The organism is Streptomyces iconiensis, from assembly GCF_028657195.3.
Classification (GTDB): Bacteria; Actinomycetota; Actinomycetes; order Streptomycetales; family Streptomycetaceae; genus Streptomyces; species Streptomyces iconiensis.
In genome coordinates, this window is record NZ_JANCPR020000001.1 from 201587 (window position 1) to 226302 (window position 24716).

Genomic DNA, 24716 nt, shown 5'->3' on the forward strand with positions numbered 1-24716 from the left:
TCGGCGATTCCGGCGATCCTCAGTGGTGCGAGGTCAGCAGCGCACCGAGGAGTGGGCGAAGCTCTGCTTGGTGTCGCCCGGAACGCGCAGGGCGCCGCGCGCGGTGGTGCAGTGGCGCACGGTGTCGGCCGGGTTCGACCAGAACGAGCGCTTCGTGGTGTTGTGCCAGGTGCGCAGACCCACCAGCTCCGAGGTGCGGACCTTGTGGACCGCGACGTTGGCGTACATGCGCGGATGCGCCCTGTGGAAGCTCGCCCACTTGTACATGTAGGCGTAGTTGCGGTGGCAGTTCGGAGAGTAGAACTGCTTGACCGAGGCTGCCGTGTGACCACGCCACTTGATGTAGCCGGTCTTGCCGATCTGGTACGCGTCGTTGCAGACCCCGGCGGCCTGGGCTGCCCGGCTCGACGGGTTGCCCTCGGGGGTGGCCCGGGTGTGCGTGACCTGGGCATGGTCCTTCGGCGGCGGACCGTCGCCGGCCTGCGCGGCACCAGTGGGAAGCACGGCCAGCGCGCAGGCCGCAGCTACGAGAGCCCCCACCGACGACAGGGAAGTGCGCATAGATCTCCTCCTTAAGGGATGACGAAACTACTGTTTCGGGCATAGAGGGTCATACCGGTAGATCACAGTAGGATCCTTCCGTGTTTCAGGTGGGATTTCGCGCCCGGCGGCGAGTCGCACGGCAAAGGGGCCCGGCACCGCCAACACGGTGCCGGGCCCCGGCTGCTGAGGGTTTGTCAGCGAAGGCTCACGCCGCACCCCGCAGATCGGCCCGGATCAGCTCCTGAACGTCCGTGGGTACGATGCCGAGCCGGTCGAGCACCGAGAGCGTGATCTTGTCGTCCATGCGCAGCAGCCCGAGCACCACATGCTCCGTTCCGATGCGCCGGTCGTTGCGTGCCGTCGTCTCGCGCAGCGACAGTTCCAGCACCTTCTTCGCCCGCGCCGCGAACGGGATGTGCCCGCTGCGGCCACGCCGGGGCGCGTCCAACGCGCCGGAGCCGAAGGAGGAGTCGGCCCGCCGCCTGATCTCCTCCAGGTCGATCCCGAGGGTGCGCAGCGCCTCCGCGTCCTCGGGCCCGAGTTCGCCACCTTCCCCGGCCACGACGGCTGCCACGGCCGCCCTGCACGACGTGACGGTGACCCCGAGCCTGACGAGCGTCGCCGGGCCCGGCTGTGCGGGGTGCCGCAGCGCCGCGAGCAGCAGGTGTTCGGTACCGATCCGCTCGTGCCCCAGCGACCTGGCCTCCTCCTGGGCCCCGATCACGATCGCCCGCGCTTCCTTGCTGAACCGTTCGAACATCGCCCCTACCTCCGCGTCCGCTTCGCGTGCTTCTTGTGTACGGCCTGCCGGCTGACCCCGAGCGCCGTGCCGATCTCGTCCCAGGACCAGCCCCTGGTGCGGGCGCTGTCCACCTGGAGCGCTTCAAGCCGCTCGGCCAACCGCCGCAGCGCCGCGACGGCCCGCAGTCCCACGGCCGGATCCCGGTCCATGGCGGCCTCGGCCGCCGCCGTCGTCTCGTTCGTCTCCGCTCCTGCCATGCTGTCAATTTAGGTTGACGCATCGCTCATGTCAACCATCATTGACGGGAGGGGACGGGTCCCAGCGTCCGGTCGACAAAAGGACCCGGCCCCTGGGCGGGGGCCGGGGTGGTGCGAGCGTGTCAGCGGCGGACCGGTCGGAACCGGTCTCCCGGCGTCATCCAGAGGGGCGGGGGCCTGGTGCGACGCTCTGTGGATCTCCTGAACTGCCGTCCGGCGGGCGCTCCTCCAGGTGTACGTGGAGGGCTTCCGGCGGGCCGCCCTTCCGGCCTCTGCCCGCTGTGGCCGGTGCCCGGCCTTCGAACTGACGGCCCACCATCGCGGCGGTGACGATGAGAGCCCCGCCGATCCCCTGCACCAGCCCCAGGGACTCCCCGCCGGCCACGAGGGCGAACAGGGTGGCGAAGAAGGGTTCGGTCGCCAGGATGAGCCCGACCCTGGTCGAACTCGAACGCCGGGCCGCCTGGAGCTGGATGAAGAAGGCGTAGGACGTGCCGAGGACACCGAGGTAGGCGATCAGGAGCCAGTTCTGCCCGCTGACCTCCCCCGCGGCCTGCCAGACGGGAGAGGAGGTGAAGCCCGATGTCGCGGTCGCCAGCACGGCGACGACAACGAACTCGACGAGCGTCAGGTTCGACAGTGACTGCGTACCGCTCTTGCCGTGGCGTCCGAAGAGCGTGATCTGGGTGGCCCGGACCAGCGCCGCGGCGAGGATGATGAAGTCGCCCGTGTGCGGATGCAGGCCGCTCGCCAGGAGCAGCATGCCGCAGCCGATCAAGGCCACCACCGTCGCGGCGTAGACCATGCCGGGCTGCGAGCGGCGGCTGATGAGGCGTTCCAGGGCGGGGATCAGCACGACGGAGACGGTGATGATGAAGCCCGCGTTCGCTGCCGAGGTGTGCTTCACCCCGACCGTCTCCAGGATGAGGATGCCGTAGAGCATCGTGCCGAAGACGCAGCCAGAGATGATCTCTGACCGCGTGATCCTCGACAGGGTCGGTGCGGCCATCAGAGCGATGATGGGGATCGCCGTGGCAAAGCGCAGTGCGAGGAAGCTGGCCGCCGAGACGGACTCGCCCACGTCCTGCATCACGACGTAGCTGGAGCCCCAGATCACCGCGACCAGGAGTACGGACAGGTCGACCGTGGCCGCGGGCCGCCTGCGGGCTCCCCCTGCCTCACCTGCGGAATTGCTTAAACTCACACGGTCCTCCCGGGTCGGCTGACAGACAGCGCTCTCGCGCGAGGAGCCGCCTGCGGCGCTCATTAAACTGACTTAAGTGTCACTGTAGCGAACGCCGCAGCCAGAAAAATGCCACGCCGCGGCAGCCTCCAGAGGCCCGGGGGTCAGCTCGCGCGCGTGGCGATGTGCTCCGTGCGCGGCGAGGTGATCGCCGCGTAGTCCTTGCCCCGCAGGGCCATCGAGCGATCGAGTCGTGCCGCGTTGAAGAAGAGTTCCTCCTTTTCCAGGATCTCCGGGTCCACGATCAGCTCCAGGTCGTCATGGAAGGAGAAGGGCAGGATGGTGCCCGCCACGCTTCCCGCCAGCCGCTCGGCGGCTTCGGAGTCCGCGAACGCGACGTAGGTGCCGCCCAGCAGACGCTTGATCCCGTTCAGGTCCACCCGGGCGTCACCGGGGACCACCGCCAGCACCCACTTGGTGACCTTCTTGCCGAGCTTCACCATCACGACGATGCACTTCGCCGCGTCGGCGACCTCGTTGCCCCGCATCGGACTGACGAGGTCGGTACGCCCCTCGGGCTCGTGGTCGATCAACCGGTACTGGGCCTCGTGGCGGTCGAGCAACGCCAGCAGCCTGTCGTACATCGTCTCTTCCAACGTCTCTTCTTCGCGCATGGAACGTCCCTCGGGGAGTCGGGTCAGAGTGGGTCACGCTACTCGCGTGACTCGCTCAAGCAACAGGGAAGGTACCGGCTCCCCCGCCGCCCCGGACACGAGTTGACTGTCAGTCAACAAAGCGTTGTCCAGGGCGCGGTGGCATGGGCACGGGCCGGGCTGCGACTGCTCCACGTACCGCCTGACGATGCGCTGTGCCGCATCGACGTTGGACGCCATCACCTCGGCCACACTGCGTGCGTCGACCGCGTCGTGACCAGGGTGCCAGCAGTCGTAGTCGGTGACGAGCGCCAGTCCCGCGTAGCAGAGTTCCGCCTCGCGGGCGAGCCTCGCCTCGGGCAGGGCCGTCATGCCGATCACGTCCATGCCCCACGAGCGGTACAGCTCGGACTCGGCGCGGGTGGAGAACTGGGGCCCTTCTATGCAGCAGTACGTACCGGGCTCGTGCACGGCGGGGTGCTCCCGTGCCGCCGCACGCCCCAGCGTGCTGCGCACCCGGCCGCAGTAGGGGTCGGCCAGCGACACATGCGCCACCAGTCCGTCGCCGAAGAACGAGGCAGGACGTGTTCCCCGGGTGTGGTCGATGAGTTGGTCGAGGATGACGATGTCACCCGGCGCGATGTCGCCGCGCAGGCTCCCCACGGCGCCCACGCTGATGACCTCCTGGACTCCCAGGTACTTCAGCGCGTAGAGGTTCGCGCGTGCCGGAATGTCGGAGGGTGCGATGCGATGTCCCGCGCCGTGCCGCGCGAGAAAGGCGACGCTGCGGTCTCCCAGTTTTCCGAGGACCAGCGGATCGCTCGGGGCTCCGTAGGGGGTGTTCAACGTGACTTTCTGCACGTCCTTCAGACCCTCGAATTCATAGAGCCCGCTGCCGCCGATGATGCCGATGTCGGCCGAATGAAGGGTCGTGCTTTCTGCATTTCGCACACCGTCCCCTTTCTTTGCGCTCCTTCTCGTGCCCGGGTGCATGACCCTAGCAGCGGCCTCCGTACGCTCGTACGGAACAAAAGGGGAAAGCGGTACTACACCCTTCGGCACAGCAGGTGTTCACCCTATGGGCAATTTCAGGGTTCTGGTCGTCTGCCTACTGTGGAGACACGAGATCACCGGCTCGCACTCAGGAGGGAAACGTGGCCGCAAACGAAACGCAGCGCCCGATCATCGCTTTTATGAGCGACCTTGGGACGACGGACGATTCGGTGGCGCAGTGCAAGGGGCTCATGCACAGCATCTGCCCCGGTGTCACGGTGATAGATATCTGCCACTCCATGACGCCGTTCGACGTTCAGGAAGGGGCGCGGTACATCGTCGACCTGCCTCGGTTCTACCCCGAGGGCACGGTCTTCGCCACCACCACGTATCCGGCGACCGGGACCACGACGCGCTCCGTCGCGGTGCGCATCAAGCAGGCTGCCCTGGGCGGTGCCCGCGGCCAGTGGGCAGGATCCGGCGCCGGATTCGAGCGCAGCGAAGGGTCCTACATATACGTCGCGCCCAACAACGGCCTGCTGACCTCCGTCCTGGAGGAGCACGGCTACCTGGAGGCGTACGAGGTCAGCTCGACCGAGGTCATTCCCGAGCGGCCCGAACCCACCTTCTACAGCCGTGAAATGGTCGCCATCCCCTCGGCCCACATCGCCGCCGGATTCCCGCTGTCCGAGGTCGGACGGCCGCTCAAGGACGACGAAATCGTCCGCTTCAAGAAGCCGGAGGTGACCTCCGCTGACGGTGCGCTCGCCGGGATCGTCTCGGCCATCGACCACCCGTTCGGCAACGTGTGGACGAACATCCACCGCACCGACCTGGAGAAGAACGGGATCAGCTACGGGACGACCATCCGCATCATCCTGGACGACGTGCTGCCCTTCGAACTGCCCCTGACCCCGACGTTCGCCGACGCGGGCGGCATCGGCAAGGTGGCGGCCTACCTCAACAGCCGCGGCTACCTGTCGCTGGCCCGCAACGCCGCGAGCCTGGCCTACCCCTACCACCTGGAGGCCGGTCTCAAGGTCCGCGTGGAGAAGCGCTGACACACACCCGTACCGGGGCCGGAGGCCGGCGTTGTCATCAGCCGGCGTCCGGCCCTCCGGCACGACCAAGAGGCAGTTCCCTCTGAACGAATGAGCATTGACCATGCATCCCACTCAGCACATTCAGCACGCTGACGTTCCCCTTTCCCTGCAGACCATCGCGGAGCTGATCGACGAGGAGGAGAAGGAACAGACAGAGGTTCTCCACCTCACCGCGAACGAGACCGTTCTTTCTCCGCTGGCACAGCGGGTGCTCTCCAGCCCGCTGTCGGAGAGATATCTGCTGGAGCACCTCGAAATGCGGGAGTCGTCCCCCGCGCGCCTCAACAATCTGCTGCTCCGCGGACTGAACCGAATCAGCATGATCGAGAATTCGGCCACCGAGGTGTGCAGGCAACTCTTCGGAAGCCGGTTCGCCGAGTTCCGCTGTCTGTCAGGACTGCACGCGATGCAGACCACTTTCGCGGCCCTCACGGAGCCGGGCGACACGGTCATGCGGGTGGCTACCAAAGACGGTGGGCACTTTCTTACCGAGCTCATCTGCCGCACCTTCGGGCGGCAGAGCTGCACCTATGTGTACAACGACGACATGTCGATCGACATGGACAGGACGCGGGAAGTCTTCAAGAAGGAGCGGCCGTCCCTGCTGTACGTGGACGCGATGAACTATCTCTTCCCGTTCCCGCTCGGCGACCTGAAGGAGATCGCCGGGGACACCCCGCTCGTCTTCGACGCGTCCCACACCCTCGGACTGATCGCGGGCGGCCGGTTCCAGGACCCGCTCCGCGAAGGCGCCGACATCCTTCAGGCGAACACCCACAAAACACTGTTCGGGCCCCAGAAAGGCATCATCCTGGGGAACGACCGCGCGCTGATGGAGAACGTGGGCTACACGCTGTCCTCCGGCATGGTGAGCAGCCAGCACACGGCTCCGACCATCGCGCTGTTCATCGCGCTCCACGAGATGCGGCAGGAAGGGGAGCGGTACGCGGACCGGGTCCTGGAGAACGCCAGGTACCTCGCCGGGGAACTCCACCGGCGCGGCGTACAGGTGCTCGCCGAGTCCCGGGGATTCACCGCGAACCATATGTTCTTCGTCGACACCCGGGACATCGGAAGTGGCCCCGAGGTCCTGGACCGGGTGGTGCGCGCCAACATATCCGCCAACCGCGTGGTGGCCTTCCACCACCGGGACACCCTCAGGTTCGGCGTCCAGGAGATCACCCGGAGGGGATTCGGGAAACCGGAACTGGACGAGATCGCCTCGCTGCTCGCCTCCGTGCTCCTGAACAAGGAGGAGCCGGAGCAGGTACGCCCCCGGGTGCGGGAGCTGGCCAGGCGGCACCAACAGGTGTACTACACGGGCCAGGAAGAGCGGCAGCACACCCCGCCCCGGGAACCTGCCCGGGAGCCCGCCGGGGAGCCCGCCCGTGAGTCCGTCCGGCTGTCCGGCCAGGAGACACCGGTACGGCGACCGCGCTGGATCGGCATTCACCTGGCTCCCTCAGGTATCACTCCGCGCAAGGAGGCATACGTACGGGCGCGCGAACTCGGCGCCCTGGCAGGTGAGTTCCCGCACCAGATCGACTCGGCGGGCAACATCAGCTGTACGGACCAGGACGGTCGGCTGTTCGTGACCGGCAGTGGCGTCTACATCAAGGACCTGGCCCCGGACGACTTCGTCGAGATCACCGGGCGGGACGGCTGGACACTCCAGTGCCAGGGAGACGGACCGCCGTCGGCCGAGGCCCACCTGCACCAGCTGCTGCGGGAACGGACCAACGCCAGGTACGTCGTGCACAACCACTGCATCGTCAGCAGGCAGATGGAAGAGAACGAGGGGTTGCTGGTGCTGCCCCCGCAGGAGTACGGCAGTGTCGCCCTGGCCGAGGCCGTGGCCGAGGGCGCCGCACAGAGCCAGGTGATGTACGTCCGCCGCCATGGTCTGGTGTTCTGGTCGCCGGACTTCGAGGAGTGCAGGGATCTCGTACGGAAGTTCGGGGCGCGCACACTGCGCCGCCGGTGACGTGCGGTGGAGCCCGTGCCCGGCCGCACGGGTTCCGGTCCACCGCCTTACTCTCTGTATCAGGAACAGCGGCACCCCGCAGGGAGTAAGGCGAGATGGACAACATGGACGGGCAGGCGCCGGCGAACGGCGTGGGAGCGACGGTGGGCGTACAGGTCCGCCGCTCGCGGCAGTTCCGCGGTCTCTCGCTCGCGGAACTGTCACGGCTCTCCGGAGTCAGCCGCGCGACGCTCTCCGGAATCGAGTCCCGGCAGGGCAATCCGACCATCGAGACCATCTCGGCCATCGCCGTCGCGCTGCGGCTGCCTCTCGGTGACCTCCTGACCGACTCCTCCCCTCAGCCCACCGTGGTACGTGCGGGGACGGCGGCTCCGGACACCAGCAAGCAGGAACTCCTGGACCGGCTGGGTGCCGGAGGACTGAGCGAGATCTGGCGGCTGCGCATCGCGGAGACCGGCAGGCGCATCGACAGCCCGCCGCACAGCGGGGGCACGGTCGAGCGCGTCGTCGTGCTGCGCGGCGCGCTGCGCCTGGGTCCTCTCGACTCACCCGCCGAGCTGGCCGAGGGCGACTTCGTCACCTTCTCCGCCGACGTGGGGCACTTCTACGAGTCCCTGGAGCCCGGTGTCGACGCGGTGCTCGTGATGACGTATCCGGCGACGCCGTGACCTGACCGCGATCCTCCGCCCGTGGGCTGTACCGGAGCCAATCCCGGTGGGGCGTGCTCGGCTGTCGCGCCGGGGATCAGGCCGCGGTCCGCCGCCCTGCACACCGCGTCTGTGCGGCATGTCGCGCCCAACTTCGCGTAGACGTTGGACAGATGACGCTTTACGGTGCCCTCCGTGATGAACAGGTGCCGTGCGATCTGGGAGTTGCGCAGCCCGCCGGCGACCAGTTCGACGATCTCCACCTCCCGCGCGGTGAGCAGGCCGGGTGCCGTCGTCTCCTGCAGTCCGTCGAGTGTCCGGGAGGACAGGGACAGCACAAGGCGGTCGGACCCGCACGCGACGACCCGGACGGCGCCCGCGAGTTCCTGGGGACTGACATGCCGGGGGAGCACCGCGTGCACCCCGGCGCCGAGCATGCCGCGTACGGCGAACGGATCGTCCCGCGCCAGCAGGACGACGACGCGGGTGTCCGGCGTGCACGCACGCAGCCGGGCCACGTCCTGCGGAGCCCCCGCGTCCGTGTGCGCGACCCCGACCAGGACCACGTCGGGCCGGAGCGCGGGGAGTGCGGCCTCCGCCTCGGCGGTGGTCCCCGACTGGGTCACGACGGTGAAGGACTCCTCGGCGGAGAGGAAGTGCACGAGGCCCGCCCGGAAGAACTCGTTCTCGTCGACCACGGCGATGCTGACAGCGGTCGCCGCCTCCCGGGGAGGTGCCACGGCGACGCTTTCCTGACCCAGCGTCATGGAGTGTCTGCCTTCCGGTCGTTCTTCTCGTTCTTCAGGTCGATGAGAGGTGCACCTTCGGTGTGCTCGCCCGGCGCTCCCGCGTCCGTCCCCGCGTCCGTCCCCAGGACCGTTCCCGTGTCCGCGTGCGTGTCAGCGTCCAGCAGCTCGGCGCCTTCCGGCGGTTGAGGTCCGTCCGGCGGCCGGACACCGTTCGGCGGGCCTGCGCCTGCGGGCGGTTCCGGGCCGTCCAGCGGCCTGGGGCCGGCCAGTGGTGGCGGCTCCTCCAGCGGCTTGGGGCCGTCCCGTGGCTCGGGACCGTCCTGCGCGGTCAGCGGGTTACCCCGGTCGAGCGTCCTGGTGAGCCAGACCCCCGCCATCTGGGAGGTGACGATCGACAGGACGACGAGCGCGGAGAAGAAGTCCTCGCTGATGATCCCGGCGCCGAAGGTGACCGAGGCCAGCACGATTCCCGGTCCGCCCCGCGCGTTCATGGCGGCTGCCAGGTTCGAGGCGGAGCGGTTGTTCTGCCCCCCGATCCTGGCGCCGAGCCATACGCTGCTGAACTTCACCACGCAGGCGAAGACGAGGAACCAGGCGAAGAACACGATGTCGAAGTGGTGTATGAGATCCAGCTTCACCCCGACGAGTGCGAAGTAGACGGGAATGAAGAAGGAGTACGAGATCCCGCGCAGCGTTTCCCGCGCGTCCTCAGCACGCCCCGACCTGGCATCGCACACACCGGCGACAAGGGCTCCGAATATCGGGTCTATACCAAGTCCTATACAGGCCAGGCACAGCGCGAAGATGAACACCATCAAATAGGCGGCCGGGCTGCGCCGGGACAGTATGTTCCAGCGCGCGTCCATGAGGAGGCCGAAGATTCGTCCCCCGTACTTGAGAAGCAACGCCAGGAAAATGCAGGGGGCGATGGTGTAGTAGAGGACGGCCCAGTGGAGAGGCGCTTCACTGACCAGTGCGCCAAATCCTTGCGCGTCCCCTGAAGTTGCTCCTGAAATCCCCATGACCACGGCCAGTGTCACGTAGAGGACCACATCTTCGAGGACCGCGACAGAGAGCACCATACGGGCGAAGTGGGTGCCGAGAATACCGAGGTCCAGCATGATGCGGGAGATCACAGGGATGCTGGTGATGGCGATGGCCATACCGAATATGAGCACGATGGACGTGCTCGACCCCTGGGCCCCCGAGAGCCCGTCGAGCCCCGCTGTTCCGGAGAGTGTGATCCCTGCGGCGAAGGGGATCAGCAGCCCCAGGAGCGACATGGACATGATGCTGCGGCGCTCGGTCCCCGTGGTGGACTGGCCGCGCAGCTCGGTCCCCGTCAGATACACCAGCAGCAGCAGCCCCAACTGGTAGATGAGGCTCAGCGCGTGCGCCGTCGGCCCGTCCGGCGGGATGAGGTCCGCCTGCACCCCCGGTGCGAAGAAGCCGAGAACGGTGGGCCCGAGCAGCAGGCCCCCGAGGATCTCACCGATGACCGGCGGCTGCTTCACGATCTGGAACAGATATGCCGCGCCGTGCGCTGTAATGACCAGAAAGGCTAGAGCGATAAGTATGCGCGCGACTTCACCGGTGCCCAGGAACATTCTCAGCCCTCCGCTCCAACGGGAGCTGCACAACTCCCGGGATATTGTTACCTGAACGATAAATGACCTGTCCAGGGGCACGGAGAAAATCAACCTTCTCGCCGTTCGCCTGCATCGGAAGGATTCATCCTGTTAGGGGAGCCCCCGCATTTCTGCACCTGAAGGTGGACCCAAAATATCAGCAGCCAGGCGGTTGTTGAACAGGGAGCCGCATGCAGACAATGCTCGGGCCGGCCGATTGGCGACGGCGTCATGAGAGGGGCATGTCAGGTGGCTGTGGTCCCAGGAAAGAATGATCTACACATCCCCGCATTCAAGGTGGCTGATCTTTCGCTGGCGGAATTCGGCCGCCAGGAGATCGACCTCGCCGAGCATGAGATGCCAGGGCTCATGGCGCTGCGCCGCGAGTACGCCGACACCGCTCCGCTGCGCGGGGCACGTATATCGGGGTCGCTGCACATGACCGTGCAGACCGCCGTCCTGATCGAGACCCTGGTGGCGCTCGGTGCCGAGGTGCGCTGGGCGAGCTGCAACATCTTCTCCACCCAGGACCACGCGGCAGCCGCGGTCGCGGTCGGCCCCGCGGGAACGGAGCACGAGCCCCGCGGCGTACCGGTGTTCGCATGGAAGGGCGAGTCCCTGCGCGAGTACTGGTGGTGCACCCAACAGGCGCTCAGCTGGCCCGGCGGAGGGCCTGATCTGATCGTCGACGACGGGGGAGACGCCACCTCGCTGCTGCACAGGGGCGTCGAGTGCGAGCGGGCCGGCACGGTGCCGCCGCCCTCAGCTGCCGACTCGGAGGAGGAGGCCGTCGTACGCGAACTCCTGGCCCGTTCACTGGAGATGTCGCCCGGCCGCTGGCAGGAAGCGGTGCGGAGCGTCCGGGGGGTCTCTGAGGAGACGACGACCGGCGTGCTCCGGCTGTACGACATGGAGCGTGAAGGGGGCCTGCTCTTCCCCGCGATCAACGTCAACGACTCGGTGACCAAGTCCAAGTTCGACAACCGCTACGGCGTCCGCCACTCCCTCATCGACGGGATCAACCGCGCCACCGATGTGCTGATCGGCGGGAAGACGGCCGTGGTCTGCGGATACGGCGACGTCGGAAAGGGGTGCGCCGAGTCGCTGCGCGGGCAGGGCGCGAAGGTGACCGTGACCGAGATCGACCCGATCTGCGCGCTCCAGGCGGCGATGGACGGGTACCCCGTCGCCACGCTGGAGGAGATGCTCCCCTCGGCCGACCTCGTCGTCACGGCGACCGGCAACCGGGACATCATCAGGGCCGAGCACATGGCGCTCATGAAGCATCAGGCCGTGGTCGGCAACATCGGCCACTTCGACAACGAGATCGACATGGCCGGCCTGAGTGCGTTTCCCGGCATCCGCAGAACGCGGGTGAAGCCTCAGGTCGATCTGTGGACCTTCCCCGACGGGCACGCCATCATCGTGCTGAGCGAGGGGCGCCTCCTCAACCTCGGAAACGCCACGGGACACCCCAGCTTCGTCATGTCCACGAGCTTCGCCAACCAAGTGATCGCCCAGATCGAGCTGTTCACCGGGGCCCAGAAGTACCCGGTCGGCGTGCACCGGCTCCCCAAGCACCTGGACGAACGGGTGGCCCGCCTCCATCTCGACGCGCTCGGCGTCCATCTGACCGAGCTGGACCAGCGGCAGGCCGACTACATCGGCGTGCCCGTCGAGGGCCCCTACAAGCCGGAGCACTACCGGTACTGAGGGCAGTACGCGCGGCATCCGAGCGTCCGCCGTGCCGCAGGCACCACCGATACCACCGGTACCACCGGCACAACGGGCGCCGGCCCGGGCACCGCACCGCGCCGCGTCCGCCGCGCCCACGAGAGGAGACCGTCCATGGAGCACACCAGCCCCGACGCCAACGCAGCGGTTCTGTCGACCATCCGGGACGTACCGGGATTCCCCGATCCCGGCATCACCTTCAAGGACATCACCCCCTTACTGGCCGACCCCGTGGCCTTCGCAGCCGCCGTCGCCGCGATGGCCGAGCCCTTCGCGGGGCGCACGGACAAGGTCGCGGGCATCGAGGCACGCGGCTTCCTGTTCGGTGTCTCCCTGGCAGCGCGCCTCGGCCTCGGCTTCGTGCCGCTCCGCAAGGCCGGCAAGCTGCCGGGGCGCACCCTCGCGGAGAGCTACGCGCTGGAGTACGGGGAGGCGACGCTGGAGGTGCACCAGGACGCCTTCCAGCCGACGGACAGGGTGCTTGTGGTCGACGACATCCTCGCGACAGGCGGTACGGCGGCGGCAGCCGTGCGGCTGGTACGCCGCACAGGCGCCTCGGTCGCGGGATTCACCGCGCTCCTGGCTCTCGATCTGCTGCCGGAGTGGCCGGGACTCGCCGATGTCACCACCCATTTCGTCCTGCCCCGCAGTGCGGGCTGAGCCGTGGAGCCTCCAGCGGGGCCGTACGCGGCAACCGAGGCGGGCACCCTGCACCGCGTGACCGTCTACGTACGGAGCACGGACAGGTCAGGGCATGTGCCGCTGTACGTGGAACTCGTACGGCGCGCACGGCGCGAAGGCGTAATGGGAGCCTCCGCACTGCCCTGCGTGGCCGGCTTCGGAAGAGCCGGGGTCCTCCATGGCGCCGGGCGGCACGGCGTCCCGCGTGACCGTCCCGTCATGGTCCTCGTCGTCGACACCCCGGAACGGGTCGCGCGGTTCGTCCGCGTACTGGCGCAGATCGCTCCGGAGAGCTTCGCCGTACTGGACGAGGTCACCGGCGGCGTGCTCTCGGCACGGACCGGCGCTGACGAGTGACCAACTCGCGCCTCCCGACGGCGGAATGAGCCGTACGTCCTGGCGACAGGCGGAAGCCGGCAGACACCAGGCCGGCAGGCATCAGGCACCAGGCCAAGTGGCCGGCAGACGGAGGGGAAGCTCGTGCCTCGTTCACAGGAAGACGCACAGATGTCCATGTCAGACGCCCCGCGCGGCACGGCGGCCGGGGGACGGGAGGCGCGGGACACCGCGACGCCGCCCGTCATCGGCTGGCAGGACGGCGCCGTCGTGGTGCTCGATCAGACCCAACTGCCGCAGCACGTCGTTGCGCTCACGCTCAGGACCGTGGACGAACTGATCGACGCCGTCCGGCGGCTGGCGGTGCGCGGTGCCCCCGTACTGGGCGCAGCGGGAGCGCTGGGAGTGGCACTGGCGGCCCGGCAGGCTCAACTGGGCGGCTGGTCCGCCACGTTTCTCGGCGAGCAGGTGGAGCGCCTGCGTGCGGCCCGTCCCACGGCCGTCGACCTCGGTGTGGGCGTCTCGGCCGTGCTGCCCGCACTGCGCCAGGGCCCCGAGGCGGCCAGGGTCTCCGCGCTGGCGTATCTCGCACGGGTGGTGGAGGCCAGCCACCGCATCGGTGAGCGGGGCGCCGACTTCGTGGCCGAAGCCTGCGGGACCGGGCCGCTCACCGTGCAGACGCACTGCAACACCGGGGCGCTGGCGTGTGTCGAGTGGGGCACGGCGCTGGGAGTGATCCGCTCGCTGCACGCCAGACACCTGATGAGCCGGGTCATCGTCGACGAAACGCGCCCTCTGCTCCAGGGCGCCCGGCTCACCTGCTGGGAGTTGGGCCGCGCCGGCATCGACTACCGCCTGGTCTGCGACGGCGCCGGCCCCTTCGTGCTCGCCAGGGAGCAGGTGGACGCCGTGGTGGTCGGGGCGGACCGGATAGCGGCGAACGGGGACACCGCGAACAAGATCGGAACCTTCGGCCTCGCACTGGCCGCCCGGCACGCGGGGATCCCCTTTGTCGTGGCGGCTCCTGAGACGACGCTCGACGGTTCGCTGCCCGACGGCTCGGCCATACCGGTCGAAAGCCGCTCCGAAGACGAGGTCACGCACGCGGGCGGCCGTCGGGTGGCTCCCGATGACGCCCGGGCGCTCAACTACGCGTTCGACATCACTCCGGCCGGGCTCATCTCCGCCATCGTCACGGACCGCAGGCTCATCACCTCCCCCGCGGGACCCTCGGCCTGGTGACATCGCGTGACGAGAAGCGGAACTCGCCCTTCGCTCAACTGCTCGCGTACGCAGAAGGACTGGGGATCAGGCCCCCGGCGTACGCCTGGGCCACGGCCTGCGATCTGTTGCGCAGGCCCAGCTTGGACAGGAGCCGGGAGACGTGCGACTTGACGGTGGCTTCTCCCAGGGAGAGCGTCTTGGCGATCTCGCGGTTCGCCATGCCCGCCGCTATCAGCCGGAGCACCTCCAGCTCCCGTGCCGTCAGCGTGCTGAACATGTCGGCGACGCGGGTCGTGGAGAGCGAGAGCGCGCCCCATGGTTCCAGCGCGGAGACGGTGTCAGGGGGCAGCACCGTATAGCCCGCGGCGACCGCGTGCACCGCGGCGATCAGATGCCGCGGGGGATCGCTTTTGGCCAGGAAAGCGCGGGCACCTGCCAGCAGTCCGCGCAGGGCCACCGTGGGGTCGAACGACTGGGTGATGAAGGCCAGCCCGATGGAAGATGCCTCGCCGTCCTTGGAGAGGGCATGGCTCATGCGCAGCCCTTCCCCGTACGGCATGTTGAGTTCGACGAACGCCACATCCGGCCTGTGTTGCTCAGCCAACTTGAGCACTTCCGAAATGTTGCCGGTTTCTGCGACGACCCTGAGTCCCTCGTCATCTTCCAGAATTTTACGCAGTCCCTTCCTGATCAGGATATTTTCCGCACACAGAAGAATCGTGGTCACGGTTTCCTCCTCCTACCTCGCGTCGGCGGCGCCAGGGGGCAGAGCGCATCACTCCGGCCACATGCCGGGGCGTTGCATATGCGGGGCATATGTCATTCGGCCTTGCTTGCCATCGCACTTCTACCGGAAAACATTTCCCGTCCAGGGAATTTCGACAAGATCGGTACGGAAGAAATTGCATGTGGCACATAGAAAACGGGCCGATACATATGGGCTCACTGAACTGGTTTCATCGATTGCCATGGACAGCCAGGGACCGTCAGCGGTGCTAGCCGCGGTTTCGGTGAGCCCCATCACCGTTGGACACACAAGACTCCCCAGTATGCAGTTTCGAACCCTTGTCCGGACCCCACTCTTCAGCCGTCACCCCATGCGGTCACCCGTGTACCGTGCGTCTATGGAGGCTGCATCAGTCGCTGCCGCATATGCACAATTCGGGCACCCGGCACGGCAGCTACTTGGCGTCACTCCACGAAAATATTTCCGTGGGTGCGCATTTCAAGTGTAATAACTGTACAAATTTTACGTTGTGCACGAGATTTCTCCCGCTGGTGCCCCGAATTGGGTCCCGTCCTTCCGCTTCCGCGCTCCCCGCCTCCGTGGCCAGCCCTCACCGCACACGAGGGGCCTGTGAGAGGTGGGTCGCCCAGGAGTGGCTGATTCCACCTAATTCAACATCGTTGCCCAACGCCCCACGGGCCTGGTCGCCGTGGTCGCGTTCGCCTGGTTGACCTCCGTGGTCCGTCCCGGCACCGTTGTGTGTCCACAGGGCCGGAGAAGAAGGAGAAACCCGATGAGGGACGGACTACTGGTCGACGAGGAGTTCACCCATCGCTACCTTGTCCCGCAGAACAAGACGGTGCGTCACCTCTACGCGGAATCGCAGGAATTCTCCACGTTCCCCGAGGTCTTCGCCACCGGCTTTATGGTCGGGCTCATGGAGTGGGCCTGCGTCCGTGCGATGGCTCCTTTCCTCGAACCCGGAGAAGGCAGTGTCGGCACCGCGATCCGTGTGACACACACGGCCGCCACCCCTCCCGGTCTCACGATTCAGGTGACCGTAAGGCTGCTGGAGCGTCAGGGAAAGGCGCTGACATGGAACGTGACGGCCCATGACGGCGTCGACGAGATCGGCGCCGGCACTCACGAGCGCATGGTGATCGACGTCGACCGTTTCAACAAGCGCGTGGAGAAGAAGCGGCTCCAGGCGCTGGCAACGCAGAAAGCGCAGGAAGCGCAGGACGCAGCCGAGGTATAGCCGCGTCTCCTTGTCCTTCGTCCCCGGGAAACGGAGACAGCACATGCGAGTCAGCGGTGTGGGAGTGCGCGCGACGGTCTTCCTTTCGGAGAGCGACACCTGGCACGGGAAGTCCCTGTGCCACCATGTCGTCGGCGAGGCACAGCGGTTGGGCCTGGCGGGCGCCACCGTTTCCCGGGCGGTCGAGGGCTATGGCGCCTCCACCGTCCTGCACACCGACCGGCTGCTGTCCGCCAGCGACGACCTGCCCCTGGTGGTCACGGTCATCGACAGCGAGCACCGGATACGGCATCTGCTGCGCGAACTCCAACGCCCCCTGGACGGCAGGATGGTCGTTCTCGACACCGTCACCGTGCTGCGCGGCCCGGCCGGCTGACCCGCCACACTGGCAGCGCGCCCCGAGCCCCGAAGTCCTCGCGCCCGCGCGGTGGAATACGGCGGCAGCGGGTGGCCTTACGTATGTGCCAACTTCTCAGAGTGCCAACCTGCCTACGGAGCGAATCATGCGAATCGGAGAGCTAGCTGAGCGCGTCGGTGTCAGCCCCCGCTCCTTGCGCTACTACGAGCAGCAGGGGCTCTTGTCGCCTTCCAGGGACATCAACGGGCACCGGGAGTACGACGAAGTCACCCTCGACCGGGCACGCAACATCAAGGACCTGCTCGTCGCCGGACTGACCACCGAAGACGTCCTGCTCTACCTCTCCGCCGGCTGCCTCGAACACCGCCTGACCGACTCACCCCGCTGTTCCGCCGAACTGGACGCGGCGCAGCGGCGGTTGATGGGGCTTGAGGACAGGATCGCCCGGCTGCAACAGATCAGGGACCGACTGGTCCAGCACAGCGCCGACCTGGAGGACGCGATCGTCTCCCAGCACGCGAGCCCGGCCGCGTCCGGCGCCGTGTCCTAGGGCGGCGGAACGCGGAGGTACCGCTCGACCGTCCGGCTGTGGGCCCCTCCGGCCGTGGTGGGGCCCTTCGGCTGTTGAGCCCTACGGCCGTGGGGCCGGGGCTCGGGCGGAGCGGGACATGGGTGCCGGGAGGCCGAGGGGTGGGTGCCGCCACACGGAACTCGCGAAAGGCCCCCGGGGCGCGGTGCCGGCCCGGGGGCGTTCGAGGGCGCGGGCCCCCTTCGGTCCGACGCGGCTACCGGTCGCTCTCCCCGGCGGGCCCGGCCTCATCGCTCAGCGCGCGGTCGACGAGCAGGCTTGCCGCGCCCAGATAGGCGTCGGGGGCGCAGAGCGCTTCGACTTCGGCCGGGGGCATGGCGCCGCCGGGGGACGGCAGGGCAGCCAGTCCGGCGGACAGCACGGCCGACAGCGGGCGGCCGGTCAGCGCCGCCTCGCGCGTGCACGTGGTGAGCAGTTCCTGAGCCGTCGCCCGGCCCAGCCGTGGCGTCAGCACCGCCACGAGCCGCTCACTGGCCATGCCGCTCGATGTCAGTCGCAGATTCGCCGCCATCCGTTCCGGTTTCGCCTCCAGGCCGGCGGCGAGTTCGGAGAGGGTGTGTGTCGCTCCACCGGTGAGCCGGAGGCATTCGCGCAGCATGGCCCACTCGGCCTGCCAGGTACCGCCCGAGCGCTCGTCGTCGGCGGTCAGGCTCTGGGTCAACCCGGCCGCGAGGACGGGCACATGGAGGGAGACGCCGCGGATCATGGCCGCGAGAACCGGGTTCCGTTTGTGGGGCATCGCGGAGGAGGCCCCGCGCCCCGGCGGCCCGGGCTCCGCCACCTCGCCGATCTCGGTACGGGACAGAGTGAGCACATCGACCGCGATCTTGCCGAGTGCGCCTGCGGTGAAGCCCAGTACCGCCCCCAGGTCGGCGATCGGGGTGCGCAGCGCGTGCCAGGGGAGGGTCTGCCGCGCCAGCCCGGTCTCCAGCGCGAACGCCCGCTCAAGGCGGTCGGCGTAGTCCTCACGACCGCCGTCGGCCCCCGGTGCCGCGTCCACGGTGGCGTACGCGAGGTAGCCGGCCAGGGTGCCTGCCGCGCCGCCCAGCGAGACCGGCAGGCCCCCGGCGAGCAGCCTTCCCATGCGCTGGTCGGCGTCCAGGACCAGGCGGCGCCAGCCCGCGACCTTGAGCCCGAAGGTGATGGGCACGGCCTGGAGCGCGAGGGTGCGCCCCGCCATGGGGGTGTGGTGGTGCCGGCGTGCCAGGGCGCCCAGGGAGCCGGCGGCCGAACGCAGGTCCGTGCTCATCATCGAGACCGCGCGCCGGGCGACCAGCATCGCGCCCGTGTCGAAGATGTCCTGGCTGGTCGATCCGCGGTGCACATAGCCGGCGGCCCGGGGGTCGCGCGCCGCGACGGCGCGCGTGAACTCCCTGACCAACGCGACCACGGGGTTGGCGTTCTCCCTGGCGGCGCGCGCGACGGTGCGCAGATCCACGCGGTCTTCCCGGGAGACCTCGGCGATGGTCCTGGCGGCCCACTGAGGCACGGTGCCCAGCCGGGCCTGGGCGCGGACGAGAGCGACCTCGGCCTCGATCATGGCCCGCAGCCAGGCGGCGTCCGACACCACGGCTTCCACGGGGGCCCCGGCCCGCACCGGGGACAGCAGCCCCGCATCGATCAGGTGGTCCTGGTCTTCCAGGTGGTCCTGCTCTTCGCTCATACGATCACCCCTGGCACGTCGGCGGTGACGGCGGGCGGCCACTCCGTGGATGTCTGCGCGGCCGGAGCCAGGGCGAGCACAGCCCGCGCCATCGCGTCGGCGTCCCCCAGCGTGACCGAGTCGACTCCGGGGCGGGTGCCCGCCGCTGTGGCCCAGTGCACCGCCTCGGTGGGCACCCCGTAGGCGAACCGCCGGGGGTGTGCACGCCCGTAGGCGTCGACGATCCTGTAGGGCCGCCCGGTGACGGCGAGTCCTCCTGTCTCGTAGTGCGAGCCGCGGTCCCCGGTGACCTGGTAGGGAGCGGCCTGGTCGCTGTTCAGGAGATGGGAGAGGAGAGGATCGGTGGTCCGGCGCAGGTCGGGTACGGGCAGCCTGGCCTCGATCAGGGCCGTCGAGTGCACCGGTTCTCCCGGTACTTGGGCCGAAGCGGCGACGAAACCCGGTGCCGCGGCGTCGAAGCGCACTTCGGTGCCGGGGCCGAGTATGTCCACGACCCCTGCCTCGATCAGGGCGATCAGCTCCCGGATGCGGGACGCGGGCGGGCCGATGGACAGGTAGGCGTTGAGGGGCGTGTACCAGCCCTCCAGCTCGTCCCGGTGCGAGTCGTCCCGTAACCCGTTGTGGTCGACGGCGAGCCTGACCTCGTTGCGCAGATCGCGCAGCACGTCCAGCGCGGCCTTGAGCGGGCCGTCCACGTTGCCGGCCTCGGCCTCCCGTACGTCGCGCTCCAGGTGGCGGAGCAGCCAGGAACGGAAAGCCGCGCGGTCGGCGAAGTGGCGTCCCGCGCAAGGCCGGTGGAGACGTTCCCAGTCCCAGCGGTCCGGTGGGGCGATGCGGTACGCGTCCAGCAGCGCCGGGGAATCGGCCTGGCCGGCCGCGAGGTAGCGCTCGGTGAAGGTGTCCCTCTCCGCGCCCCGCCCCTGGCGCTCCAAGAAGGCGGCGTAGTAGACGCTTTCGACCTCCTTGGCGATCAGAGGCCACAGGTCGGTGGAGAACCGCAGCCCTGCCGGTGCCTCTCCGCGCATCCGCTGGATCGTCTCAGGGGTCAGCAGCCGCGAGTGGTAACGGCCGGTGGTGCCCTTCTGGTTACGGCCGCGCGCGTGGTACGGGACACCGCGCCGGGAGAAGGCGTACAGCGTCGGTTCCTTGTCGGAGGGGCGGTAGACGAGCTTGCCTTCGCACTCCTCGTAGCGGCCACCGCGCCCTTCGGTGAGGAGCGCCATGTGGTCGAAGAAGTTCAGGCCCAGGCCGCGCAGCAGGACGGGGCGGCCAGGTTCCATCACGTCGGTGTCCATGTCGGCGGGGTTTCCCGGGGTGAGGTAGGTGAGGTGGTGGATACGCGCCAGTCCCGCTGTCCTGGCCTGCTGCGCCGAGAGGCGCGCTGGCAGGTGCCCTTGGGCCAGTACCACCGCGTCCAGGTGCACCAGGCCGTCGCCGTGTTCGAGGCGCAGCGTCTGCTGACCGTAGGGGACTCCCAGGGCGTCATCCATGGCGACGGCCCGGGTCGAACGCCGGTGCACCCTGATGTGGCGGGGCGCACCCGCGACGATCCGGTCGAAGCAGGCCCGCAGGTAGTGGCCGTAGAGGACGCGTGTCGGGTACGCGTCGGGGCCCAGGCCGCGGGCTTCTGCCAGGTCCTCCTCGTCGTAACCGTCGAACTCACCGAGCAGCGCCACCGTCCTGGCCCACTCGTACAGACTGGGTCCCGGCTCGATCGGCCCGGCGATCTCCACGCTCGCGTCGGTGAAGACGGTGATCTGCGAGGCCACGGTGTTCATCAGCAGCAGCCGGGACTGGTCGGTGCGCCATACCCGCCCGGCCCCGGCGAGAAAGGGGTCCACGAGGTGGACCACCATCTCGTGGTGAGAGGGCGCCGCCCGCTCGTTGGCGCACAGACGTTCCAGCACGGACAGTCCGCGTGGCCCCGCACCGACGACACCGACTTCGAAGGGGCGCCCCTCGCCGGTTGCGCCGTCTGTCTCCTCCCGCCCTCGCGCGGGGAACCTGTCAGGCATTCCGTCACGACCTCCCGTTCCGCGATACGGCAAGCGGCCAGCTGTGTCAGTGCCGCGTGATCAACTCGGTGTCAGTGCCACGGGGCCGGCGGTGCCGGACTCCGCTCCGAACGTGACGGACGGGTGGACGACTTCGGCCACCCGGCGGGCTGCCTTGCCGGGGTCGGAAGCCTGGAAGACGTTCCGGCCCATGGCCACGCCCGCTGTACCGCCGTCCAGCATCCGCGAGACATGGGCGAGCACCTCGGAGGTGTCCCGTCCGGCAGGACCGCCGGCGGTGATCACCGGGATGGCGCTCTGGCGCACCACATCGGTCATCTCGTCGGCGCTGTGCGCCCAGGGGAGCTTGACGATGTCGGCGCCCAGGTCCGTTGCGAGGGAGGCGGCATGCGCCAGCAGGACGGGATCGCGCGGGTCGGAGACGCGCGGACCGCGCGGATACATCATGGCCAGGAGCGGAATGCTCCACGCCGCGCAGGCGTCGGCGACCGCTCCCAGATCCGCGATCTGCCTCGCCTCGTCGTCCGAGCCCAGGTTCACATGCACGCTCACCGCGTCGGCTGCCAGCCGTACGGCGGTCTCGACGCTTGCGATCAGGTACTTGGCGTCGGGGTCCTGAGCGTGCATGGTGCTGGCGCTCAGGTGGACGATGAGGCCGATGCCGGCGAAGCGGCGGGGGTCGACGAAAGGTACGCGGCCCTTGTGCAGAACGACGGCGTCGACGCCGTTCTCGGCGAACGTCCCGATGAGCGGGTCCAATTGGTCCCCCGGGAGGATCGGCCCGTCGGCGACCGAGTGGTCCAGGGGGACGATGAACAGCCGGTCGTCCCCGTAACGGTGGAGACGGCGCATCCGCATAAGAGCGGCAGAAGTACGGTGGTTGCGCATTCTTCGCGTCCTTCCTGGGCGTTTTCGGTGCACTGAAGCAAGGGGTGACGCAGGACCTGGAAATTGCGCGAGTGCTGGCGGGCGTGCGGTACGGGAAATGCGGGACGGGCGCGGTGAACTCCGCCTCACCGGTGGTTACTTGCCCTCCGTGAAGTCTCACTCATGTGCACCGGCCGAGCCATCCCGTGTTTGTGCGGTTCTCGGAAACCGGAGCCTTCAGTTTCCCTGTGCATTCCGCGAGAGGTCGCTCCATTCCTCCCAGGTGGCCAGGCGCTGCGCGTACTGCTCTTTGGCGATCTCCAGCGGCATGGCACCCAGGAAAAGCCGCAGTGGCGGGTTTTCCGCGTCCACGAGGCGGAGGATGGCAGGTCCCGTGGCAGCGGGGTCGCCTCCCGGGATCGATTCCCAGATCTTTGTGACCTTTTCGCGCATGCCGTCATAGGCAGGCAGGGGATCGGTGTGTACGGCGGAGTTCCCGTTCCAGTCGGTCGCGTAGTCGCCCGGCTCCACCAGCGTCACGTGGATGCCGAACTCGGCGACTTCCTGTGCCATGGACTCGCTGAAGCCCTCCAGCGCCCACTTGGAGGCGTGGTAGAGCCCGAGGTTCGGCAGGGTGACGACACCACCGATGCTGGACGTCTGGATGAGGTGGCCGCCGCCTTGCGTACGCAGATGAGGCAGCGCCGCCTGGGTCACCCACAACGCGCCGAAGACATTGGTCTCCAGCTGTGCCCTGGCCTGTTCCTCGGTGGTCTCCTCAAGGGCGCCGAACAGGCCGTAGCCCGCGTTGTTGACGATGACGTCCAGACGGCCGAAGTGCCGGTGCGCCCGGTCAACGGTGGCGAACGCCGCCTCCCGGTCGGTGACATCGAGCGGGAGTGCCAGCACCGCTTCGCCGTAGGTGTCGACCAGGCCGGCGAGTGCCTCGGGGTCGCGGGCCGTGGCGGCGACCCTGTCGCCGCGCTTGAGTGCCGCTTCGGCCCAGACACGGCCGAAGCCGCGGGAGGAGCCTGTGATGAACCACGTCTTCGAAGCCACGGGGTTTTCCCTCTTTCCGGGTGGATGTTCTCGCGGTGCCGGGCCGCCGCGGCCAGGACCCGAAGCCGGGTCCCGGCCGCGGAGCCCGGAGCCGTGCACCGGCGCACCGGGAGAGGTGCGGTCAGCTTTCGCCGAGTTCGGTCGGCCGGACGATCAGATAGCCGTTCTCCGGCGCGCAACGGAATGAGGAATCCCGCCGGCAGAGCTGATCGGTGATCGGAGTGAGCATGTGGTAACAGACCACAGAGGAACGGACATCGAAGATCGAGGGGGAATCCACGAACAGGGGTGCCTCAGCCTGCAGATAACTCAGGCCCGCCTCGATGTGCGCCTTGGTCATGACGTTTCCGTCTCCGGTACTGCGGTGCCCGACCACCTGGCGCACCATCTTCTCGCAGGTGGCTGCGAATTCCGGGTCTTCGCGCATGGCCAGGTCCGTGCTGAGGCGTACCTTCTGGTACTCGGGAAGGTCCATGACCTCGGTCAGTGACCGTACGCGTAATCGGACGCCGTCCGGGTCCACCAATTCGACGGACCTGCGGATCCTGCGGCGCAGGTCCTTGATCGTGGACCGGGAGGACTTGGCAGCGTGGAGCGGGGCGCGTCCGTCCGCGATGAGCATCGTGTCCAAGTGGGTGTCCACGTACACCACATCGATTTCGGCGAAGCTGTGTCCCGCCCATTTCAGCAGCTTCGTCAGGCGCTCCTGGTTGAAATAACTGTTTCCCGCGCTCACTCCTATGAGGGCATGGTCACCGCGCTGCCAAATGCGTCTGCATTCCGCGCCGAGTGGCTTCACGTACATGCCGTGTGATAACTCTTCCAGGTGACTTGGCTGCATGCTTGGACTCCTGGTCGGTGTGCAGGGTTTTACTCACTTCTTCAGCGCGGAAGCCATTTTTCCGCACAGCTCGTCCAGGGTCTCGGCGAGATTCACCTCGCTTCCCATCGGGGTGAACATGATGTCGTCGAGGCTTTTTCGGACGGCCGTCAGCTCGGCGTTCCCGCCACCGGCCTGTTCCAGGATTTCCAGCGTGCGGCGGGCGGCGTCCGTACAACGGAAAACGCCGTAGTCCGCCGGCTCGTCCAGCAGTCCGCGACCGCTGCTCAGCAGGTAGACGGCCAGCAGGGCGATTTCTTCACGCAGTCGGTCAGGCGACAGGACCGTGTCCCCAGATTTCATGGCTGATTACCTCGTTCATATCGCGGCGATCGGACGGAGTGGGAGCTTGTGCGGGGTACCCGATGGGAACGACGAGCAGCGGCTCGATATGGTCAGGGATGCCCAGCAGTGCACACACCTGGGTCTCCCGGAAACTGCTCACAGGGCAGCCGCCGAGCCCCAGGACGTGGGCGGAGAGCAGGAGGTTCTCAACGGCCATGCCGACGCAGAGCTTGCTGGTCTGGTAGATCTTCTGCGAGACATTTCCCGGCAGGCGGTCGGTGCGGGACCTGTCGACGCACGCCACGACGATCAGGGCCGGAGTTCCGATGATTCCGGGCGAGAAAGCGCGCAGCAGTCGTACGCTCTCGGGCTTCTGCACCACGACGAAAGACCATGCCTGTTTGTTCGACGCGCTGGGTGCGGAAATCATTGTTTCCAGCATTTCGCCCACCACGTCGCCGGGAACCGGCTCCCGTGCGTAGTTACGGAGCACGCTTCTTGTGCGTATGACTTTCAGAGTGTCCGGCGAATAGGTTTCGGACATCCAGCCTTTCCCTT

26 protein-coding genes are annotated in these 24716 nt (G+C 68.1%); 10 read left to right on the forward strand and 16 right to left on the reverse strand.

What is annotated here, in order from left to right; all coding sequences use genetic code 11:
* Window positions 1–33: 33 nt before the first annotated feature.
* The 6 genes from NMN56_RS00870 to mtnP all read right to left on the reverse strand — a co-directional run bounded on the left by NMN56_RS00870 (window position 34) and on the right by mtnP (window position 4329).
* Entirely contained in the window at window positions 34–561 is a 528-nt protein-coding gene (locus tag NMN56_RS00870) for a hypothetical protein (RefSeq protein WP_274039801.1), read from the reverse strand.
* A 187-nt stretch (window positions 562–748) separates the two neighbouring features.
* A complete protein-coding gene (locus NMN56_RS00875; RefSeq protein WP_274039800.1) occupies window positions 749–1303 on the reverse strand; it encodes a Clp protease N-terminal domain-containing protein in 555 nt (184 codons plus the stop codon).
* A 5-nt stretch (window positions 1304–1308) separates the two neighbouring features.
* Window positions 1309–1542 carry a hypothetical protein gene (locus NMN56_RS00880; protein ID WP_274039799.1) on the reverse strand — a complete coding sequence of 78 codons (234 nt, stop codon included), beginning with the start codon at window positions 1540–1542 and terminating at the stop codon, window positions 1309–1311.
* A 157-nt stretch (window positions 1543–1699) separates the two neighbouring features.
* Window positions 1700–2746, reverse strand: a complete 1047-nt coding sequence (locus NMN56_RS00885; RefSeq protein WP_274039798.1) for a DMT family transporter — start codon at window positions 2744–2746, stop codon at window positions 1700–1702.
* 143 nt (window positions 2747–2889) lie between these two features.
* On the reverse strand, window positions 2890–3399 hold the full coding sequence (locus tag NMN56_RS00890) for a YbaK/EbsC family protein (protein ID WP_274039797.1): 510 nt from the start codon (window positions 3397–3399) through the stop codon (window positions 2890–2892).
* 33 nt (window positions 3400–3432) lie between these two features.
* Window positions 3433–4329, reverse strand: a complete 897-nt coding sequence (mtnP, locus tag NMN56_RS00895) for an S-methyl-5'-thioadenosine phosphorylase (RefSeq protein WP_274039796.1) — start codon at window positions 4327–4329, stop codon at window positions 3433–3435.
* A gap of 242 nt (window positions 4330–4571) precedes the next feature.
* Between mtnP and NMN56_RS00900 the strand changes: the two genes are divergently transcribed.
* The 3 genes from NMN56_RS00900 to NMN56_RS00910 all read left to right on the forward strand — a co-directional run bounded on the left by NMN56_RS00900 (window position 4572) and on the right by NMN56_RS00910 (window position 8126).
* The gene (locus NMN56_RS00900) at window positions 4572–5432 is read left to right on the forward strand and encodes an adenosyl-fluoride synthase (protein WP_280842625.1); all 861 of its coding nucleotides are present in this window, start codon (window positions 4572–4574) and stop codon (window positions 5430–5432) included.
* A gap of 103 nt (window positions 5433–5535) precedes the next feature.
* Entirely contained in the window at window positions 5536–7458 is a 1923-nt protein-coding gene (locus NMN56_RS00905) for a fluorothreonine transaldolase (protein ID WP_274039794.1), read from the forward strand.
* 95 nt (window positions 7459–7553) lie between these two features.
* Window positions 7554–8126, forward strand: coding sequence for a helix-turn-helix domain-containing protein (locus tag NMN56_RS00910; protein ID WP_274039793.1), 573 nt, complete (start codon window positions 7554–7556; stop codon window positions 8124–8126).
* On the opposite strand, the gene NMN56_RS00915 is transcribed toward NMN56_RS00910, so the two are convergent.
* On the reverse strand, window positions 8063–8872 hold the full coding sequence (locus tag NMN56_RS00915) for a response regulator transcription factor (RefSeq protein ID WP_274039792.1): 810 nt from the start codon (window positions 8870–8872) through the stop codon (window positions 8063–8065). The two genes, NMN56_RS00910 and NMN56_RS00915, sit on opposite strands and share 64 nt — an antisense overlap.
* Window positions 8869–10461 (reverse strand): cation:proton antiporter, encoded by a 1593-nt coding sequence (locus NMN56_RS00920; protein WP_274039791.1) that lies wholly within the window; start codon window positions 10459–10461, stop codon window positions 8869–8871. The genes NMN56_RS00915 and NMN56_RS00920 overlap by 4 nt, the downstream gene beginning before the upstream one ends.
* A 252-nt stretch (window positions 10462–10713) precedes the next feature.
* Between NMN56_RS00920 and ahcY the strand changes: the two genes are divergently transcribed.
* From ahcY to mtnA, 4 genes are all read left to right on the forward strand, one after another.
* The gene (gene ahcY, locus NMN56_RS00925) at window positions 10714–12195 is read left to right on the forward strand and encodes an adenosylhomocysteinase (RefSeq protein ID WP_274039790.1); all 1482 of its coding nucleotides are present in this window, start codon (window positions 10714–10716) and stop codon (window positions 12193–12195) included.
* Between the two features lie 135 nt (window positions 12196–12330).
* On the forward strand, window positions 12331–12876 hold the full coding sequence (locus tag NMN56_RS00930) for an adenine phosphoribosyltransferase (protein ID WP_274039789.1): 546 nt from the start codon (window positions 12331–12333) through the stop codon (window positions 12874–12876).
* A gap of 3 nt (window positions 12877–12879) precedes the next feature.
* Complete coding sequence (locus NMN56_RS00935) at window positions 12880–13254, forward strand: DUF190 domain-containing protein (RefSeq protein ID WP_274039788.1); 375 nt, start codon at window positions 12880–12882, stop codon at window positions 13252–13254.
* 150 nt (window positions 13255–13404) lie between these two features.
* Entirely contained in the window at window positions 13405–14475 is a 1071-nt protein-coding gene (gene mtnA / locus NMN56_RS00940; RefSeq protein WP_274039787.1) for an S-methyl-5-thioribose-1-phosphate isomerase, read from the forward strand.
* Window positions 14476–14509: 34 nt separating this feature from the next.
* Here the strand turns inward: mtnA and NMN56_RS00945 are convergent, their stop codons facing one another.
* Complete coding sequence (locus NMN56_RS00945; RefSeq protein WP_274039786.1) at window positions 14510–15184, reverse strand: LuxR C-terminal-related transcriptional regulator; 675 nt, start codon at window positions 15182–15184, stop codon at window positions 14510–14512.
* Window positions 15185–15977: 793 nt separating this feature from the next.
* On the opposite strand from NMN56_RS00945, the gene NMN56_RS00950 reads away from it, so the two are divergent.
* The 3 genes from NMN56_RS00950 (at window position 15978) to NMN56_RS00960 (ending at window position 17350) form a co-directional block, all read left to right on the forward strand.
* Window positions 15978–16442 carry a thioesterase family protein gene (locus NMN56_RS00950; protein WP_274039785.1) on the forward strand — a complete coding sequence of 155 codons (465 nt, stop codon included), beginning with the start codon at window positions 15978–15980 and terminating at the stop codon, window positions 16440–16442.
* Window positions 16443–16485: 43 nt separating this feature from the next.
* Complete coding sequence (locus NMN56_RS00955; protein ID WP_274039783.1) at window positions 16486–16818, forward strand: DUF190 domain-containing protein; 333 nt, start codon at window positions 16486–16488, stop codon at window positions 16816–16818.
* A gap of 127 nt (window positions 16819–16945) precedes the next feature.
* Window positions 16946–17350: a MerR family transcriptional regulator gene (locus tag NMN56_RS00960; RefSeq protein ID WP_274039782.1), complete on the forward strand. Its 405-nt coding sequence runs from the start codon at window positions 16946–16948 to the stop codon at window positions 17348–17350.
* Window positions 17351–17585: 235 nt separating this feature from the next.
* On the opposite strand, the gene NMN56_RS00965 is transcribed toward NMN56_RS00960, so the two are convergent.
* The 7 genes from NMN56_RS00965 to NMN56_RS00995 form a co-directional block, all read right to left on the reverse strand.
* Complete coding sequence (locus NMN56_RS00965) at window positions 17586–19052, reverse strand: nitrosuccinate lyase (protein ID WP_274039781.1); 1467 nt, start codon at window positions 19050–19052, stop codon at window positions 17586–17588.
* Window positions 19049–21067, reverse strand: a complete 2019-nt coding sequence (locus tag NMN56_RS00970) for an FAD/NAD(P)-binding protein (protein WP_274039780.1) — start codon at window positions 21065–21067, stop codon at window positions 19049–19051. The genes NMN56_RS00965 and NMN56_RS00970 overlap by 4 nt, the downstream gene beginning before the upstream one ends.
* Before the next feature lie 60 nt (window positions 21068–21127).
* A complete protein-coding gene (locus tag NMN56_RS00975) occupies window positions 21128–21955 on the reverse strand; it encodes a 2-amino-3,7-dideoxy-D-threo-hept-6-ulosonate synthase (RefSeq protein ID WP_274039779.1) in 828 nt (275 codons plus the stop codon).
* Window positions 21956–22171: 216 nt separating this feature from the next.
* Window positions 22172–22993, reverse strand: a complete 822-nt coding sequence (locus tag NMN56_RS00980) for an SDR family oxidoreductase (RefSeq protein WP_274039777.1) — start codon at window positions 22991–22993, stop codon at window positions 22172–22174.
* A 121-nt stretch (window positions 22994–23114) separates the two neighbouring features.
* Window positions 23115–23834, reverse strand: a complete 720-nt coding sequence (locus tag NMN56_RS00985; protein ID WP_274039776.1) for a tRNA-dependent cyclodipeptide synthase — start codon at window positions 23832–23834, stop codon at window positions 23115–23117.
* A 33-nt stretch (window positions 23835–23867) separates the two neighbouring features.
* Entirely contained in the window at window positions 23868–24176 is a 309-nt protein-coding gene (locus tag NMN56_RS00990; RefSeq protein ID WP_274039775.1) for a DUF6092 family protein, read from the reverse strand.
* Window positions 24145–24702, reverse strand: coding sequence for a nitroreductase family protein (locus NMN56_RS00995; protein ID WP_274039774.1), 558 nt, complete (start codon window positions 24700–24702; stop codon window positions 24145–24147). Before NMN56_RS00995 ends, NMN56_RS00990 begins: the two co-directional genes overlap by 32 nt.
* Between the last annotated feature and the right edge of the window lie 14 nt (window positions 24703–24716).